The 16847-nt window shown below is 58.3% G+C and carries 15 protein-coding genes; 7 read left to right on the forward strand and 8 right to left on the reverse strand.

All coding sequences use genetic code 11. The annotated features are described in order from the left end of the window. Positions 1 to 5 precede the first annotated feature (5 nt). The 6 genes from ACOTXC_RS01385 to ACOTXC_RS01410 form a co-directional block, all read right to left on the reverse strand. Positions 6 to 1412 carry a sucrose-6-phosphate hydrolase gene (locus ACOTXC_RS01385; RefSeq protein WP_421767332.1) on the reverse strand — a complete coding sequence of 469 codons (1407 nt, stop codon included), beginning with the start codon at positions 1410 to 1412 and terminating at the stop codon, positions 6 to 8. Then, positions 1412 to 2782, reverse strand: a complete 1371-nt coding sequence (locus ACOTXC_RS01390; protein ID WP_421767333.1) for a sucrose-specific PTS transporter subunit IIBC — start codon at positions 2780 to 2782, stop codon at positions 1412 to 1414. The genes ACOTXC_RS01385 and ACOTXC_RS01390 overlap by 1 nt, the downstream gene beginning before the upstream one ends. Positions 2783 to 2848: 66 nt before the next feature. Continuing rightward, positions 2849 to 4366, reverse strand: a complete 1518-nt coding sequence (locus ACOTXC_RS01395; RefSeq protein ID WP_023306237.1) for a carbohydrate porin — start codon at positions 4364 to 4366, stop codon at positions 2849 to 2851. Positions 4367 to 4537: 171 nt separating this feature from the next. After that, complete coding sequence (locus ACOTXC_RS01400) at positions 4538 to 5434, reverse strand: aminoimidazole riboside kinase (protein ID WP_421767334.1); 897 nt, start codon at positions 5432 to 5434, stop codon at positions 4538 to 4540. A gap of 88 nt (positions 5435 to 5522) precedes the next feature. Beyond that, complete coding sequence (locus ACOTXC_RS01405) at positions 5523 to 6734, reverse strand: diguanylate phosphodiesterase (RefSeq protein ID WP_228338689.1); 1212 nt, start codon at positions 6732 to 6734, stop codon at positions 5523 to 5525. Positions 6735 to 6800: 66 nt separating this feature from the next. Then, entirely contained in the window at positions 6801 to 8297 is a 1497-nt protein-coding gene (locus ACOTXC_RS01410; RefSeq protein ID WP_199008555.1) for an alpha/beta hydrolase, read from the reverse strand. A gap of 267 nt (positions 8298 to 8564) precedes the next feature. Between ACOTXC_RS01410 and ACOTXC_RS01415 the strand changes: the two genes are divergently transcribed. Genes ACOTXC_RS01415 through ACOTXC_RS01445 form a run of 7 tightly spaced genes read left to right on the forward strand, consistent with a single transcriptional unit; the run spans position 8565 to position 15393 of the window. After that, positions 8565 to 9419 (forward strand): MurR/RpiR family transcriptional regulator, encoded by an 855-nt coding sequence (locus ACOTXC_RS01415; protein ID WP_161177224.1) that lies wholly within the window; start codon positions 8565 to 8567, stop codon positions 9417 to 9419. Positions 9420 to 9431: 12 nt separating this feature from the next. Continuing rightward, positions 9432 to 10004, forward strand: a complete 573-nt coding sequence (ddpX, locus tag ACOTXC_RS01420; RefSeq protein ID WP_421767335.1) for a D-alanyl-D-alanine dipeptidase — start codon at positions 9432 to 9434, stop codon at positions 10002 to 10004. A gap of 15 nt (positions 10005 to 10019) precedes the next feature. After that, on the forward strand, positions 10020 to 11552 hold the full coding sequence (locus ACOTXC_RS01425) for an ABC transporter substrate-binding protein (RefSeq protein ID WP_421767336.1): 1533 nt from the start codon (positions 10020 to 10022) through the stop codon (positions 11550 to 11552). Positions 11553 to 11575: 23 nt separating this feature from the next. After that, positions 11576 to 12598 (forward strand): ABC transporter permease, encoded by a 1023-nt coding sequence (locus ACOTXC_RS01430; protein ID WP_069596588.1) that lies wholly within the window; start codon positions 11576 to 11578, stop codon positions 12596 to 12598. Continuing rightward, positions 12595 to 13491, forward strand: coding sequence for a D,D-dipeptide ABC transporter permease (gene ddpC / locus ACOTXC_RS01435; protein WP_022648185.1), 897 nt, complete (start codon positions 12595 to 12597; stop codon positions 13489 to 13491). Before ACOTXC_RS01430 ends, ddpC begins: the two co-directional genes overlap by 4 nt. After that, positions 13488 to 14474, forward strand: coding sequence for an ABC transporter ATP-binding protein (locus tag ACOTXC_RS01440; RefSeq protein WP_421767337.1), 987 nt, complete (start codon positions 13488 to 13490; stop codon positions 14472 to 14474). The genes ddpC and ACOTXC_RS01440 overlap by 4 nt, the downstream gene beginning before the upstream one ends. Continuing rightward, positions 14467 to 15393: an oligopeptide/dipeptide ABC transporter ATP-binding protein gene (locus tag ACOTXC_RS01445; protein WP_063147295.1), complete on the forward strand. Its 927-nt coding sequence runs from the start codon at positions 14467 to 14469 to the stop codon at positions 15391 to 15393. Before ACOTXC_RS01440 ends, ACOTXC_RS01445 begins: the two co-directional genes overlap by 8 nt. Positions 15394 to 15423: 30 nt before the next feature. On the opposite strand, the gene ACOTXC_RS01450 is transcribed toward ACOTXC_RS01445, so the two are convergent. Together ACOTXC_RS01450 and ACOTXC_RS01455 are read right to left on the reverse strand one after the other, a co-directional pair. Beyond that, a complete protein-coding gene (locus ACOTXC_RS01450; RefSeq protein WP_003857069.1) occupies positions 15424 to 15852 on the reverse strand; it encodes an OsmC family protein in 429 nt (142 codons plus the stop codon). Positions 15853 to 15921: 69 nt separating this feature from the next. Beyond that, positions 15922 to 16809, reverse strand: a complete 888-nt coding sequence (locus tag ACOTXC_RS01455; protein ID WP_072201089.1) for a LysR family transcriptional regulator — start codon at positions 16807 to 16809, stop codon at positions 15922 to 15924. Positions 16810 to 16847 lie beyond the last annotated feature (38 nt).

A 16847-nucleotide genomic window follows, 5' to 3' on the forward strand; every position in this document is an offset into this window, starting at 1 on the left:
AACCCCTATTCTATCATGCAGCTGCGCAGCGACCAGTAGCGTAATGTGATATCGGACGCACCTTCGAAGCGTACCTGGGCCGGATGGTCAGGAAAATAGCGGCTGCTCATGACGCCTTCACCGTGATTGATGAAAATTTCGACGCTGGAACAGTCGCACAGCACGCATAAATGATGAACAGAGCCCTGCCAGTAGCGGGTCAACGTCTCTCCGGTTTCCAGGCTGGCGCGTTCCAGACGGATCCCCGCATCATCCATAATCAGCCGCAACGCGCCGGCAAAATCTACGTTTACGCACGATGCGCTCAGTTCGAACTCAAGACGCGTTCCCTCCAGCACCGGGGCATCGCTGGCGCGTCCCTGCCAGTGATGTTCATCCTCGCGCAGTGTTTCCAGCTCACGGACCGGCGTTTGCCAGAGCTTACCGTTGCGGTAGCGCAGCTCGCGCGGACAGGTCATCTGGTGGATCCAGCCGTGCCCCCGTGTAGGCTGGAGCATCTCTTCGCCGTCCGGCACGCCCATCCAGCCGATGAGGATGCGGCGGCCGTCTTCTGCCACCGTGGTTTGCGGCGCGTAAAATTCGAAACCGGCATCAAGCTCATGCAATTCGTCGTGCGCAAATGCAGGCGTTTGATAATCAAATGCCCCACTCATCCAGACGGCCGGATAGGTGTTGAGATAGCGATGCAGTTCGCGCGCCAGCCCCTGTGGGCAGCAGATCAAGACGTGTGTGCCATCAAGCGCAAACAGATCCGGGCACTCCCACATATAGCCCGCGTCCGTGAGTCCATTGACGCCGTGACCGGCGATTTCGCCGCAGGACGCCCAGGTGTGCAAATCGGCTGACGTAAACAGCAGCACCTTGCCGCGCTTATGCTGATCCTGCGCCCCGAGCACCATGTACCACTGCCCGTCATGGCGCCACACTTTCGGGTCGCGGACGTGCCCGGTATACCCGTCCGGCAGGGGCAACACCGGTCCCAGTTTGGCAAACGTGCCGTCGTCATTTTGCACCGCCAGACACTGCCAGGCGGTGCGGCCGCCATCGTCAAACTTAACGTTGCCGGTATAGCACAGGGTCAGCACGCCGTTGTTATCCATGGCGCTGCCGGAGTAACAGCCATTGCGGTCATACTCTTCGTCAGGCATCAGCGCCATTGGCTCGTGCTGCCAGTGCACCAGCTCTGCTGAGCTCCAGTGTCCCCAGCACTTGTAGCGATGATCGCAGCCCAGCGGGTTCCACTGATAAAACAGATGGTAACGTCCGGCAAACCAGATAAAGCCGTTCGGATCGTTCATCAGCCCCGTCACCGGCGCAGGATGCCACTGCGGATAGTGGCTGTCCGCTTGCGCACGCGGCTGGCCTTGCATAACGGCCTGCAACACGGCAGGCCAGCGGGAAGGTAAGGTCATTATTCAGAGTCCGTCTTATATTTCAGCAGCAGAGAGACGGTGAACGCCACGCCAAAGGCAATCACCATGCCGATAATATAGTTGAGCAGCGAGCTGGCCTGAACGATCGCCATACCGGGAAGCGCCGTCAGACCAACGGCGGTCATGTAGACATGCACCGACACTACCCAGGCCCCGCCCGCTGCGCCACCGATCAGGGCCGCGATAAACGGCTTCACGAAACGCAGGTTGATGCCAAAAATTGCCGCTTCGGTGATGCCCAGCATCGCGGAAAACGCCGACGGTAAGGTAATGGCTTTGATTTTGGCATCGCGGGTTTTGAACCACACCGCCAGACACGCCCCGCCCTGCGCCACGTTCGCCATCGCCCAGATCGGCAGCAGGAAGTTCACGCCAATCGACGGGTTACCCAGCAGTCCGGCCTCAATAGCGTGGAAGCTGTGGTGAATGCCGGTAATGACAATCACCGAATAGAGCCCACCAAACAACAGCCCGGCCAGCCAGCCCGCGTGGGCAATCAGGGTGCTAAGAATAAAGGAGATCCCGTCGCCCAGCCCGCGTCCCGCCGGGCCAATAATCAACAGCGCGATAAAGCCGGAGATAATGACGGTCAGGAACGGCGTCAGGATCAGATCTAACGCATCCGGGATCGCCCGGCGAAGCTGTTTTTCCACAATGCTCATAAACCACACCGCCAGCAGTACCGGGAAGACGGTTCCCTGATAGCCAATCATGGCGATTTCAAGACCGAAGAAGTTCATGGTGTGGAAGCCGGACGCTACGCCCCAGGCGTTGGTCAGCGCCGGATGAGTCAGGATGCCGCCGAGCGTTGCGCCCAGATACGGGTTGCCGCCAAACTCCCGCGCGGCGGTGAAGCCAATCAGGATCGGCAGAATAATAAACGCCGCCGAGCTGCACATATCCAGCATGATATAGAGCGCGTTATCCGGATTAACCCAGCCGTAGGTTTTAACCATCCCGAGCAGGCCCATCAGCAGACCCGAGGCCACGATCGCCGGAATAATCGGCACGAAGATGTTGGAGAGCAGACGCGCGATGCGCTGGAACGGGTTCAGCTTGCGGGCTGCAATATCCGCCGCTTCCGATTTACTGGACTCGCTAATCCCTGCCGCCTGAATAAACGCGGTGTAAACCTTATTCACCACCCCTGTGCCGAAGATCACCTGCATCTGCCCGGCATTTCGAAAACAGCCTTTCACGCCTTCAACCTTGCCGATAGCCTGCTGGTCGGCAAGCGCATCATCGACCAGCACCAGACGAAGGCGCGTGGCGCAATGTGCCGCGCTGGCAATGTTCTCTTTGCCACCGAGCAGCGGAATCAGCTCGCGCGCAATATGATTAAAATCCATAGATACCTCTTCCTGACCTCTTTTTATGATGTTCGAAACGCCCCCGCAATGCGGGAGCGTGAAGGGTTAAAACCAGGTTTCCATCTGCACCCCAAAGTTCCATTCCCCACCCGCGTTGAAGCCGCTGCTGCCAAAGGCGTCATCGCTGGCGTAGTTATCCAGCTTGCTGCTCCAGTCCATCCAGGTGGCGAACAGGCGCAGCTCCGGACGGCTGAAGAAATCGCCAATCTTGCCCGCCTTTAACGTCGGGGCAAAGGTCAGCTTGTAGAAGCTACCGTTAACCGCATTGCGATCCTTGTAGCCTTCCGGGTTTAAATCCATGTACTGATAGCTGCCCTCGAACGCGAGGGCGAAATTCTGGGTCACCTCTTTGATCAGACGCGTATTGAGCGTGACCCACTCATAGCTGTCGCCCTTCACGTAGCGGTCCTTACTGCTTTGCGCGAGTACGGCGGGCGCAATGTGCCAGCCACCGCCCAGCGGCGTGACACCGTAACTTGCAAAACGCCAGGTATCGGCTTCTGACAGCAATGCGCCGTCTGCACCAATGCTTTTCACCTCGGCGCCCAGACCGTGGCCGTAAAGCAGCGCCGTTTTGGCGGAACCTTCCCGCAGGCCGTAGAAGCTCTCGTTATGCAGACCCACCAACGCATGCACCCCGTTATTCGCCGCATCGGTTTTAATCGGATCGCCGTTGCTGTCCTTACGGTCGTCATTATCTTTTGCCCGTAAGCCGCTGACCATCAACTGCACCGGCCCGGCGAAGTGGTTCATGCTTAAGATGTAGTTCTGGACGTTGTTGTCGATCTCCTCTTCGCTGCCGAAATTACGGCCATAAAGGGAGAAGTTACTGCGCAGCGTATCGTTCCACTTCACGTCGTAGACGCCGCCGCCGGTCCCGGCGAGAAATACCACGTCGGAATCCAGCCAGTGAATGTCGAAGTTGTCGCGGTCAAAACGCTTACCCGCCCAGAAGGTGCTGCCTTTCAGCGCACCGGTAACGTCCGGCAAATTGCCCAGCTCGGCAAAGGCCTGACGAATGTTCAGGTCGCTGCTGTCTGCCGACCAGTCGTTATAGGTTTTCTGACCGTCGGCCAGCATCGCCTTAAAGCGCGTCGTCGCGCCATTTTCCAGCGTCTGTTTGTGCTCAACATTCAGCTCAACGTAGGTATCCGCTTCGTTCCCCAGACGCCCAATGGCCCCGCCCGTTTCCCCGGCGGGCGTCAGATAAGGGCCGCTTTTGCTGCTGGAGGCCGCGTCGTTCATCAGCAGGCCGGAACGGGCGTAACCGTGAAATTCAAAACCGCCTGTCCGGTCGGCTTTTTCTTCCAGCACCGTAGTACGTTGCGCCACCGCCTGTGTGGAGGTCTGCGCTTCCTGCTGCGCAGCCACCAGCTGCTGTGTTTTCTGTTCCGCTGCCGTGGCGCGCTTTTCAGCAACCTGCGCGCGGGTTTCCGCCTCCTGCAAACGCTGCTCCAGCGCCGCCAGGCGCGCTTCGATACGTGTCATATCCGTCTGGGCAAAAACAGAGGTACTCCCGGCCAGCATGCCTATCATCACGGCAAGTCTGCGTTTTTTATACATTTTGTCGCATCCCTAATAACTATCGGTAAAAGTGCTAAATTGCTAAACCGGTTTAGGCGAGTGATACTAAACCGTTAAATTTTGAATCGGCAACGTTTTTTGGTAAACCGTTTTAGTAAGTGTGATCGAGGCGACAATTCAGGCCCCCGACCGGAGGCCTGGCGACGTGAATTACAGTTCGTGATGATAAGGCAGCGCGGTCATTGCCCCTTTTGCGGTTGTCGCCAGCGCTCCGCAGCGCTGCGCTAACGTGATGACCTCTGAGAGACGGGCCTGGCCATGACGTGCCAGACCGAACAGCAGCCCGGCGACGAAAGCATCCCCCGCACCGGTGGTATCAATGCATTCCACGGGTGATGCAGGATAGTGCGTCAACGCGCCTCCCTGCCAGGCGGTCACGCCCTCTTTTCCCTGCGTCACCAGCACCAGCCTGGCCGGACAGGTGCGCATTAGCTCCGCCAGCCCCTCATGGACCTGCGCATTTCCGGTTAAGAACGCCAGTTCTTCCACCGAGATTTTCACCACATCTGCACAGGCTAATGCCCGCTCAAGACACTGACGCAGCTCGACTTCATCGTGCCAGAGATCGGCGCGGATATTGGGGTCAAAGCTGACGAATCCCCCCGCCAGTCTGATAGCGGACATCGCCTGAAACGTCGCGGAACGGCTGGGTTCGGCGCTGAGCGCGATAGAGCAGACGTGCAGCCACTCCCCGGCGCGGAATGGAGGGAGATCGGCAGAGTCGAGGAATAAATCAGCACTCGGGCGAACCATAAAGGTAAAGGAACGTTCACCGTCGTTATCGAGATCCACCACCACCGTGGAGGTGCGATGCTGCGGGTCCAGGCGCAGCCATTCTGTATTAACCTGCTCATCCGCAAGCGTTTTTTGCATAAAACGCCCGAAGGGGTCGTCGCCCACCCGGCCTATAAAGGCGCTTCTGCCGCCCAGACGCGCAATCCCAACCGCGACGTTGGCCGGTGCGCCGCCCGGACATTGCAGCAGTTTGCCCTCTCCGTCGGGCAACAGATCCACCACTGCATCGCCAAGTACCCAGATCGTCTCCATATCACCTTCTTAGCTAAATAATGTTAAACCGGTTTAGCTATTTAAGCACAGGCAGGGTGTCGGGGAAATATGGCGAGGGAAAATTTGCTTAACCTACCCGTTGGGGCCAGTGGATATCACCCACGCCATTGAGTTGCGGGCGGGCGAACAAAAAGCCCTGGAAGCGGCGAATACCGGCGGATTCAAGCCAGCACCACTCTTCTACCTTCTCAATGCCTTCTGCGACCAGCGTAATCTCCAGATCGGTGCAGCAGCTGATTATCGACTTCACAATCGCCTGCTTGGGTCCGCTCTGGTGGATATCGCTGACGATCTCTCTGTCGATTTTGAGCTTATCCGGCTGGAACCGGGTGAGCAGCGACAGACCGGCATAGCCGGAACCAAAATCATCTATTGCCAGCCCAACCCCTTCCGCTCGCAGCTGTTTAATGGCGCTGTTAAACTGGTTAAAGCCGGATATCATCTCGTTCTCAGTGACTTCAATGACCACCTGCTCTGGCTGTAGACCGTGCTTTTTGATCTGCGTTACCAGGAACTCTACCGCACCCGGCACGTTAACCAGCGACATTGGCAGCAGGTTCACCGCCAGTTTGTGGCTGCCGATGCCCAGCTTTTGCGCCAGCGCAAAGGTCCAGGCTTTGGTATGCAGATCGACTTCGTATATCTTTTCACGATCGAGACTACGGAAAAAATGCTCCGGGCTGCCGCCGTCGTTTCCGCGTATAAGCGCTTCGAGAGAACTGATTTTGCCTTCGGACGGCTCGACAATGGGTTGCAGCGCAAACTGGCAGGGCTGTCCCGCCAGCAGACCTAACCCTTTACCAAACGGCGCGCGCTCTCGCGAAAGCGTCCATTTATCAGGCTCATAGTCCGAAGCGGGTGGGATAGCGGTTTTGCCGGCGATAAAGGTCTGAATAAATTTGAAGACCCGATCCTCAGAAGTCAGGTAGCTTTCCAGCTTGCTGTAATGCAGAACCGATGCCAGAACCGCTTTCGGGGTCTGAACGTCCATGTTAAACAGCAGCATTCCCACGTCTTCGAAACGTCGGCGCGGACCGTAATCGCGCATCAGCTCCACCACGCCGGTATGCCGGTTGTCCGCACGGATGGTGTTAAAAAGCGCGACGACGTTCTGTTCCGTGCCTTCGAGAATTTGCAGAACGTCACGTCCACTGGAGAGAAGAATGCCTGAGATGCCCTGCTCCGTATTACGGATCCTGGCCTTTTCAACCAGCGAGTTTAACGCTGCGGAGGTGCAGGTTAAGCTCAGCTGGCTTCGATAAATGAGAGTTGTCAGCACAGAAACGGGGTCCGGTATGGGGTATACGCCTGAACGGTACTGTTTAACATAGTTCCCTGGGATGGCCTAGTCTATTCCACTTCGGGGTAGATTCTCCCCGAGACGGCTGTCGATCCGCGTCTGCATATAGTCGTAGAAAGGATTCGACGTTACGCGCATCAGCGCATCTTTGCCGACACTCAGAACCGATGTTTCTCCCCACAGGGCTATCGTCCCGAGACTGATTCCATAGCGGTTTTTCACCTCAGGATGGCGGCCATACAGATCGTCTTCAGGCGGGAACGGAATGGCAATATGCGACAGGGAATAAACCTCCTGCGGATACGAGACCGACAGCGGCGTCACCGTTTCCCGGGTGCTGCCCGCAGGCGTTGTCTTTGCCACCATATCAAACCTGTCAGGGCTGGCATTGGTCACGATTGTGACACTGTAACGTCTTTTCGCCTCGGGCAGCAGGTCAGCCACCGCCGTCCAGGATGATGGCCTGAACAGTGGACGGAAACTCCCGGCCTGATTGATGTCAAATACCACCAGTTCGCTGCCATTTGCCGGAAGCTGGTCAAACAGCCCGCTGACTACGGCGCGGGTACTGACCGTTGAATCCATGACCGACTGAAACGCCAGTACCGGCGGAAGCTGCGTTAGTTTGTGATCATGAACATCGCGGTTTATCTGCTCATGCAGCGCCCGGGTAAGCAGCCAGGACTGACGTGCCGCATTCACCGGGAACGAATTGTATTTATAAGGATTATATTCCGGAGAAATGTTGAGCCACGCGGCTTTGGCAAACGCCGGTAACATAGCCGGTAGCCCGGCGAATCCGGCAAAGCGCGCAAACGCCGTGACGCCAATCATCGGTGAGAGCAAAACGATCTGCTGAGGTTTACGCAGTTCAGGCGCATCAAGGGCGTCGAGGGCGTATTTCATCGCCAGCGCCCCGCCGTTGGAATAGCCCACCAGGTGCAGGGGAAGATCGTTCCCCGTCAGGCGTGTTGCTTCACGAACCGCAAGGCGCGTAGCTGCCAGCCACGCCTCCCAGTCAACGTCTGTCAACGCGCCCGGCGCCGTGCCGTGTCCGGGCAAACGAGGTACTACGGCCACAAAGCCGTGCTTTTGATAATTCACAGCCAGACGCCTGACGCTGTAGGGCGAATCCGTCAGACCGTGCAACAACACTACCGCCCCGCGCGGCTTTCCGGCAGGCATCAGCACAAACGACCGGTTTGCATCCGGAGTAAAGTGTCCAGGCCACACCAGGCTCTGACGGTAATAGCGGTTCAGCGGCGTGCGCTCTGCGGGGGTGACTTTCGCCGTCACCTCAGCATCAAGAGCGGTGAAGATGGCGTTTTCCCGCGCGACATAAGCTGCGAAGGTCGCGTTATCCATCTCCTGCACGGACATTTCGTCAGCCCGCCATGTATGCCAGTGATGCAGGGCCGGCCCCTGCTGCGAAAGATAAACCCGCACCGCCAGCAGAACGAGCACAATGATCCCGATGACCATCGCTATTTTTTTTGCGAGAGCCATCAGGCGCACGCTGACCCGCCAGGGCAAATTCGCCATGTAAGGCTCCCTCTCTTATCCACAGAGCTTTCATCTTACCAAAAAATGTGAAGAGGCTGTCGTATTCACCAAATAGATACCGCTCAGGCCGGACACTGCACCAAAAGTGAACTACGCTGCACAAATGTTGAGCATCTGTTAAACAAATATTGCATTAACTTTGCTGCACAGCGCGTTTTCGCCGCAATGTGAACATGGCACGCGTCCTGCATTGTTAATCTGATAACAGAAACCCGGCCTTTGACAGCCAGTTAACAGCGAGGCGGTATGACGACCAAACCAGAGGTGTTGAGCCGAATCGAAGCGACCTTTAGCCAACTCACCCCGAGCGAAAAACGGGTGGCAAGCTGGATGCTGGCGCACGTCGGACAGATCCCTTTTGAAACGGCTGAGAGCGTGGCGCTGGCAACGGCCACCAGCGGGATCACCGTCGGACGCTTTCTGCGCAAGCTGGGCTATCGCAACTTGGACGACGCCAAAAAAAGCCTGCGCAATCCCCACCAGCCCTGGGGCATTAACGAGCGTCTCGACTCCTGGAAGCAGCAACAGCCGCTGTCGGATCGCCTTCAGCACTCCCTGTCGCTGGAGGTGGACGCCATTGCCCATGTCTACCAGCTGGCGCAAAGCGAAACGTTCAGGCAGGTGGTCCAGCAACTTTCCCATGCCGACGCCGTCTTCGTGCTGGGGATCCAGTCCACGCGCGGGATCGCCAATGCGTTCTTCAGCCATCTGGAGTATCTGCGCCCGCGTGTAAGCTATTCCGAAGGGCTCTCCGGTAGCTGGGTGGAGTCGCTTAACTCCGGCTTTGCTAACCCGTATATCGTGCTGACCGATACCCGCGCCTACTCCGCCATTGCCCGCCAGTACTGCCGCGTGGCGAGCGAAAAAGGCCTGGCGATGGCGCTGATCACCGATATCTGGTGCCCGTGGGCGCGGGATTACCCGATTGATTTACTCCAGGTGAAGACCGATACCGGCCATTTCTGGGACTCGCTGGCGCCGGTGAGCTGTCTGTTCAACCTGCTGCTGTCGGGCGTCGTGGAGGCGCTGGGAGATGCGCTGCCGGAACGTCTGGCAATCAACCGACAACTACAACAAGAATTTGGTCAATTTGAACGCTAAAGGAGCGGAGCTATGCCTGAAGAGAGTCAACTGATTGATGTGGCGAAAACTTTTCCCACGCTGCATATCGATCTGAAATACGCGACCGCCGATAACATTACCGGCCGCCCGATCTATCAGCACGCCGCGTGCCTGCTGCACACGGATGCCGCCACCGCGCTGGCGAAATCGATCAGTATCGCCGCGCTGGCCGGTCTGAAGCTGGTGGTCTACGACGCCTACCGCCCCCAGCAGGCACAGGCGCAACTCTGGGATGCCTGCCCCAATCCGGAATACGTGGTGGATGTCGCGATTGGCTCGAACCACAGCCGGGGCACTGCCATTGACGTCACGCTGATGGATGAACACAACAACGTGCTGGATATGGGCGCCGGGTTTGACGAAATGCACGACCGTTCTCATGCCTGGCACCCTTCCGTTCCGCCCGAGGCGCAGCGAAATCGTCTGCTCCTGAACGCCGTTATGTACGGCGGCGGTTTTGTGGGCATCAGCAGCGAGTGGTGGCATTTCGAGCTGCCGAACGCCGCCAGCTATCCGCTGTTAGATGACCAGTTCGCCTGTTATCCGATCACACACTCACTGTAATTCTGGAGCCCGGCCATGAAAACAACGCTGCTTACTACCCTGATTGCCGCTACGCTCGCCCTGAGCGCCCTTCCCGCTCTGGCGGCGGTGCCAAAAGATATGCTGGTGATAGGGAAAGCTGCCGATCCGCAAACGCTGGATCCGGCGGTCACTATCGATAACAACGACTGGACGGTGACCTACCCCTCGTACCAGCGTCTGGTGAAATACAAGCCTGGCACCACGGAGGTGGAAGGCGATCTGTCGACGGGCTGGAAGGCGTCAGACGACCAGAAAGTGTGGACGTTCACCCTGGCAGATAATGCAAAATTCGCCGACGGCACGCCGGTGACCGCCGAAGCGGTCAAGCTGTCGTTTGAACGTCTGCTTAAAATCAACCAGGGACCTTCCGAAGCGTTCCCGAAAGATTTGAAAGTGGACGCGGTGGATGAGCATACGGTGAAATTCACCCTCAGCCAGCCGTTTGCCCCGTTCCTCTACACGCTGGCCAATGACGGCGCGTCGATCGTCAACCCGGCGGTGCTGAAGGCCAATGCCGCCGACGACGCACGCGGTTTCCTGGCGCAAAACACCGCGGGTTCCGGACCGTTTATGCTGAAAAGCTGGCGGAAAGGTCAACAGCTGGTGATGGTGCCCAACCCACACTGGCCAGGTGAAAAGCCGCACTTTAAGCGCGTCTCGGTGAAGATTATCGGTGAAAGCGCCTCGCGTCGCCTGCAACTTTCCCGTGGCGATCTGGATATCGCCGACGCCCTGCCGGTGGATCAGCTTGCTGCTCTGAAGCAGGAAGGCAAAGTGGCCGTGGCGGAATACCCGTCCCTGCGGGTGACCTACCTCTATCTGAACAACAGTAAGCCTCCAATGAATCAGGTGGATTTGCGCCGCGCGGTCTCCTGGGCGACCGATTACCAGGGGATGGTGAAAGGCATTCTCAGCGGGAACGGCAAGCAGATGCGCGGCCCGATCCCGGAGGGCATGTGGGGCTTCGATGCGAACGCCATGCAGTACAGCTTTGACGAGGCCAAAGCCAAAGCGGCGCTGGAGAAAGTCAAAGATAAACCTGCCAGCCTGACGTTCCTCTACTCCGATAACGACCCGAACTGGGAGCCTATCGCCCTCTCCACGCAGGCGAGCCTCGGCAAGCTGGGGATTAACGTCAAGCTCGAGAAACTGGCGAACGCCACCATGCGCGACCGCGTCGGCAAAGGTGATTATGACATTGCGATTGGTAACTGGAGCCCGGACTTCGCTGACCCGTACATGTTCATGAACTACTGGTTCGAATCGGACAAAAAAGGGCTGCCGGGTAACCGCTCATTCTATGAGAACAAAGAGGTCGATGCGCTGTTGCAGGCGGCACTGAAAACCACCGATCAGGCGGAACGCACCAAAGATTACCAGCAGGCGCAGAAAGTGGTGATTGACGAGGCGGCTTACGTTTATCTGTTCCAGAAGAACTACCAGCTGGCGATGAACAAAGAGGTCAAAGGCTTCACCTTTAATCCGATGCTTGAGCAGGTCTTTAACATCGCCACCATGAGTAAGTAACGGCCCACGCCGGGGGGAAGTGTATGACGTTCTGGAGCATTGTGCGCCAGCGCTGCTGGGGGTTAATCCTGGTGGTGGCCGGTGTCTGTATTATTACTTTTATTATTTCACACCTGATCCCCGGCGATCCGGCCCGCCTGCTGGCCGGTGATCGCGCCAGCGATGAAATCGTGCAGGGCATCCGCCAGCAGCTGGGGCTGGATCAACCACTCTATATTCAGTTTGGCCGCTACGTTGAGGCGCTGGCACATGGCGATCTGGGCACGTCTATTCGCACCGGTCGCCCCGTTGCGGAAGATTTGAAAGCTTTTTTCCCCGCCACGCTGGAGCTTGCCTTTTGCTCCCTGCTGCTGGCGCTGGTGATTGGCGTGCCGCTGGGCATTTTATCGGCGGTGTACCGTAACCGCTGGCTGGATCACCTGGTGCGACTGATGGCGATGACGGGCATCTCGACGCCTGCCTTCTGGCTGGGACTGGGAGTTATCGTTCTGTTCTACGGTCAACTGCAAATTCTGCCCGGCGGCGGCAGGCTGGACGACTGGCTCGATCCGCCCGCCCACGTTACCGGTTTTTATCTGCTGGACGCTCTGCTGGAAGGCAACGGCGAGGTGTTTTTCAACGCCCTGCAGCACCTGATTTTACCCTCCCTGACCCTGGCCTTTGTGCATCTTGGTATTGTGGCGCGTCAGGTACGTTCCGCGATGCTTGAGCAACTGAGCGAGGATTATATTCGTACCGCCCGCGCGAGCGGGTTGCCGGGCTGGTACATCGTCCTGCGCTACGCCTTACCCAACGCCATGATCCCCTCCATTACCGTGCTCGGGCTGGCGCTGGGCGATCTGCTGTACGGGGCCGTCCTTACCGAAACCGTGTTTGCCTGGCCGGGAATGGGAGCCTGGGTGGTGACCTCCATTCAGGCGCTGGATTTCCCTGCCGTCATGGGCTTCGCGGTCGTGGTATCGCTGGCCTATGTCTTAGTTAATCTGGTGGTGGATCTGCTGTACCTGTGGATCGACCCGCGAATCGGGCGCGGAGGTGCCGAATGATGTTAACTCAGGAAACGCCCGTCCCTGTCAGCACCGCTAAACAGCGCATCAACTGGGCAAAGCTGTTCTGGATGTTACGCAAAAGCCCGCTCACGCTGATCGGCGGGGTCATTATGATCGTGATGCTGCTGATGATGGTGGTCTCGCCGTGGATAGTCCCGCACGATCCGAACGCGCTGGATCTGACCGCGCGCTTGCAGGCACCGTCAGCCCAGCACTGGTTTGGCACCGATGAGGTGGGCCGGGATCTGTTCAGCCGCGTGCTGGTGGGCAGCCAGCAGTCCATCACAGCGGGGCTGGCGGTGGTGGTGATTGCGGGTGGCATCGGTTCGCTGCTCGGCTGTTTGTCCGGCGTACTTGGCGGGCGCGGCGACGCCATCATTATGCGCATCATGGACATTATGCTCTCCATCCCCTCGCTGGTGCTGACGATGGCGCTGGCCGCCGCGCTCGGTCCAAGCCTGTTTAACGCGATGCTGGCGATTGCGATTGTACGCATTCCGTTTTACGTGCGGCTGGCACGCGGGCAAACGCTGGTGGTGCGCCAGTTCACCTACGTGCTGGCCGCTCGCACCTTTGGCGCATCGCGCTGGCACCTGATCAGCTGGCATATCCTGCGTAACGCCCTGCCGCCGCTGATCGTACAAGCGTCGCTGGATATCGGCAGCGCCATTCTGATGGCCGCCACGCTGGGCTTTATTGGATTAGGCGCGCAGCAGCCGACCGCCGAATGGGGGGCAATGGTGGCCGTGGGGCGTAACTACGTGCTTGACCAGTGGTGGTACTGCGCGTTTCCGGGGGCGGCAATTCTGATCACGGCGGTTGGCTTTAATCTGTTTGGCGATGGTCTTCGCGACCTGCTGGATCCCAAATCAGGAGGGAAGCAGTCATGAGTGATTCCGTATTATCGATTGAAGATTTGCACTTGAGCTTCCCCATTTTTCGCGGTGACGTCCACGCGCTCAACCACGTCTCGCTGGAGATTGGCCGGGGTGAAATTGTCGGCGTGGTGGGCGAATCCGGCTCGGGAAAATCGGTCACCGCGATGCTGGCGATGCGCCTGCTGCCGGAAGGCAGTTACCATGTTCACCATGGCCGGGTCACGCTGCTCGGGGAAGATGTGCTGAACGCGTCGGAAAAACAGCTTCGTCAGTGGCGCGGCGCCAGGGTGGCGATGATTTTTCAGGAGCCGATGACGGCGCTTAACCCCACGCGCCGGATCGGCAGGCAGATGGTGGAGGTGATCCGCCAGCATCAGTCGCTTTCCCGCCGAGACGCGCGGCAGAAGGCGATCTCCCTGCTGGGCGAGATGCAAATCCCGGATGCGGCGCAGGTAATGGATCGCTATCCGTTTGAGCTTTCCGGCGGTATGCGCCAGCGGGTCATGATCGCCCTTGCCTTCTCCTGCGAGCCGGAGCTGATCATCGCTGATGAACCCACTACCGCGCTGGATGTGACCGTCCAGCTTCAGGTGCTGCGTCTGCTGAAACATAAAGCGCGCGCCAGCGGAACGTCGGTGCTGTTTATCAGTCACGATATGGCGGTGGTGTCGCAGATTTGTGACCGGATGTACGTTATGTACGCGGGCAGCGTGATCGAAAGCGGCAGCACGCAGACCTTGATCCACCATCCTGTGCACCCCTATTCGATTGGCCTGCTGCGGTGTGCCCCGGAAAATGGTAAACCGCGCGAGATCCTCCCGGCCATTCCCGGCACGGTACCTAACCTCAGCCACCTCCCGCGCGGATGTGCTTTTCGCGAACGCTGTTTTGCTGCCGGGGCGAAATGCAGCGAAACGCCGCGCTTAATTTCCACGGGCGCAGAAGGCCAGCAGGCTGCCTGCTGGTACCCACAACAGGAGAGACGCCATGTCTGAGGTACTGCTGGAACTGGATAGCGTGCATGTGAATTTTCCTGCGCGCAAAAACTGGCTGGGGCGCGTGACGGAACAGGTACACGCCCTTAACGGCATGGATCTCCGGATCCATCGCGGCGAAACGCTGGGCGTTGTGGGGGAATCCGGCTGTGGAAAGAGCACGCTGGCGCAGCTGCTGATGGGCATGCTCAAACCGAGTACCGGGGCCTGTCAGCGCGCGAATGCGGCGGGTGGTATGCAGATGGTATTTCAGGACCCGCTCTCGTCCCTTGATCCACGTTTACCCGTCTGGCGCACCATCACCGAGCCGGTGTGGATACAGCAACGTCGCAGCGAACGGGAGCGTCGTCAGTTGGCTGAAACGCTGGCGCAGCAGGTTGGGATTCGAGCGGAATATCTTGACCGCCTGCCGCATGCGTTTTCGGGCGGACAGCGCCAGCGAATCGCTATTGCCCGGGCGCTCTCTTCGGATCCGGACATCATCGTGCTGGATGAACCCACCAGCGCGCTGGATATTTCCGTCCAGGCACAGATCCTCAATTTGCTGGTTGCCCTGCAACAGCAGCGAAATCTGACCTACGTGCTGATCTCGCACAACGTCTCGGTGGTCCGGCACATGAGCGACCGGGTGGCGGTAATGTATCTGGGGCAAATCGTGGAACTGGGTCCGGCGAACCAGGTGCTGGGTCAGCCGCGCCATCCTTATACGCAGCTGCTACTTGACTCCGTTCCCCGGACCGGAGAACCGCTGGATGAGGATCTGGCGTTGCGAAAAACCGATCTTCCGGGTAATCGCCACCTGCCCGTTGGGTGCTATTTCCGCGACCGCTGTTCGCTGGCGACGCAGGGATGTGAACAGCCGCAACAACTCCAGCCCTCTTCCGCAAGCCGAAACGTGCGCTGCTGGCGTAACCGTTAAAAATGAGCCGGGCATGCGCCCGGCCCGATATCAGTTCAGTTTGTAATCCAGCGTGATTTCCGCTTTCAACAGCTGTGAGACCGGGCAACCGGCCTTGGCTTTCTGGATAATGCCGTCGAACTGCTGCGGATCGATACCCGGTACCGTCACCTTGCTTTGCAGCGCGACTTTGCTGATGGCAAAACCGCTGTCGGTTTTATCCAGCGAGACATCCGCCGTGGTATCGATGGAATCGGCGGTATAACCCGCTTCGCCCAGCATTAGCGACAGGGCCATAGAGAAACATGCCGCGTGCGCTGCGCCAATCAGCTCTTCCGGGTTAGTCCCTTTCTCGCCCTCGAAGCGGGTGTTAAAGCCGTAAGGTTGCTGGTTAAGGACGCCACTTTCGGTCGATACCGTCCCTTTGCCGCGTTTAATGTCGCCAGACCAGTGTGCTGAACCGTGCTTATGAATCGTCATTCTTGCTCTCCTTTTGGCTTACAAAGGGATAAGTATAGGACGCATAATCTATTTTGCAGGGAAGACAGACTAGTCCGATCGCGTGGCAAGGTGGTTTGCCAGCGCGTCGAGGAACACACGCTGCGCCGCAGGCTGATAGTCTCGCGACTGATAAATACCAAAAATGCCGATCGGTTTTGGCGTATAGGCGCTGAGCACCGGCACCAGGCTTCCCTGCCGTAGAGCCGCGTCGGCCTCGCGCTCGGGCAGCATGGCAATACCACAGTGATTTATCGCCGCCTCCATCAGCAGAGATGAGATGCTGGCGCTGAGATTGCCGCTGACCGCCGTCGTGATCGGCTCCCCTGCCGGCGTTAAAAAACGCCACGACTGACCGGCAAAAAAGCTGTAATGCAGGCAGTTGTGCCGGGCTAAGTCTTCCAGCTCCTCTGGAACGCCCCGGCTTGCAAGGTAGTGCGGCGAAGCGCAAAGCACGGACCGACACTCTCCCAACCGGCGAGCGATCATACCCGGTTCGGGGTTATCGGTGATGCGGATCGCCACGTCAATTCGCTCGCCCACCAGGCTCACCGGATGGTTGTTAACATCCAGCTCAATGCGCAGTTGAGGGTAACGCTGCAACAGATCGGGCAGCACCGGAGCGATAATCTGCATCGCGGTAAAATGCGCGCAGGCGACACGAAGCGTACCTGAGGGTAAATCCTTCACTGACTGATCTTCAATTTCCTGAGAAATTTGCGATAGCGTGCGCGTCTTTTGCAGGACTTTCTCCCCCGCCGCCGTCAGCGTCAGCTTACGGGTGGAGCGGTTAACCAGCCGCGCCCCAGCCCACTTCTCCATCTGCTCCAGATAACGGCTCACCATTGGACGGGAGATCCCCAGCGCCCGAGCCGCCGCGCTTAAACTCCCCAGCTCACAGATGCGGTTGTACACCTGGGCGGCAATAACGCGATCCATTTTGACCTCCATTTGCTCGATCTATGAAACTAAGCATC

It is taken from the genome of Enterobacter cloacae complex sp. IR5428 (assembly GCF_049238585.1).
Classification (GTDB): domain Bacteria; phylum Pseudomonadota; class Gammaproteobacteria; order Enterobacterales; family Enterobacteriaceae; genus Enterobacter; species Enterobacter intestinihominis.

Coding starts and splice junctions, on each gene's coding strand:
- ACOTXC_RS01415 (WP_161177224.1), top strand. CDS start 8,565: ATGACGACCAAACCAGAGGTGTTGAGCCGAATCGAAGCGACCTTTAGC.
- ACOTXC_RS01445 (WP_063147295.1), top strand. CDS start 14,467: ATGTCTGAGGTACTGCTGGAACTGGATAGCGTGCATGTGAATTTTCCT.
- ACOTXC_RS01400 (WP_421767334.1), bottom strand. CDS start 5,434: ATGGAGACGATCTGGGTACTTGGCGATGCAGTGGTGGATCTGTTGCCC.
- ACOTXC_RS01440 (WP_421767337.1), top strand. CDS start 13,488: ATGAGTGATTCCGTATTATCGATTGAAGATTTGCACTTGAGCTTCCCC.
- ACOTXC_RS01390 (WP_421767333.1), bottom strand. CDS start 2,782: ATGGATTTTAATCATATTGCGCGCGAGCTGATTCCGCTGCTCGGTGGC.
- ACOTXC_RS01395 (WP_023306237.1), bottom strand. CDS start 4,366: ATGTATAAAAAACGCAGACTTGCCGTGATGATAGGCATGCTGGCCGGG.
- ACOTXC_RS01430 (WP_069596588.1), top strand. CDS start 11,576: ATGACGTTCTGGAGCATTGTGCGCCAGCGCTGCTGGGGGTTAATCCTG.
- ACOTXC_RS01425 (WP_421767336.1), top strand. CDS start 10,020: ATGAAAACAACGCTGCTTACTACCCTGATTGCCGCTACGCTCGCCCTG.
- ACOTXC_RS01410 (WP_199008555.1), bottom strand. CDS start 8,297: ATGGCGAATTTGCCCTGGCGGGTCAGCGTGCGCCTGATGGCTCTCGCA.
- ddpC (WP_022648185.1), top strand. CDS start 12,595: ATGATGTTAACTCAGGAAACGCCCGTCCCTGTCAGCACCGCTAAACAG.
- ddpX (WP_421767335.1), top strand. CDS start 9,432: ATGCCTGAAGAGAGTCAACTGATTGATGTGGCGAAAACTTTTCCCACG.
- ACOTXC_RS01450 (WP_003857069.1), bottom strand. CDS start 15,852: ATGACGATTCATAAGCACGGTTCAGCACACTGGTCTGGCGACATTAAA.
- ACOTXC_RS01455 (WP_072201089.1), bottom strand. CDS start 16,809: ATGGATCGCGTTATTGCCGCCCAGGTGTACAACCGCATCTGTGAGCTG.
- ACOTXC_RS01385 (WP_421767332.1), bottom strand. CDS start 1,412: ATGACCTTACCTTCCCGCTGGCCTGCCGTGTTGCAGGCCGTTATGCAA.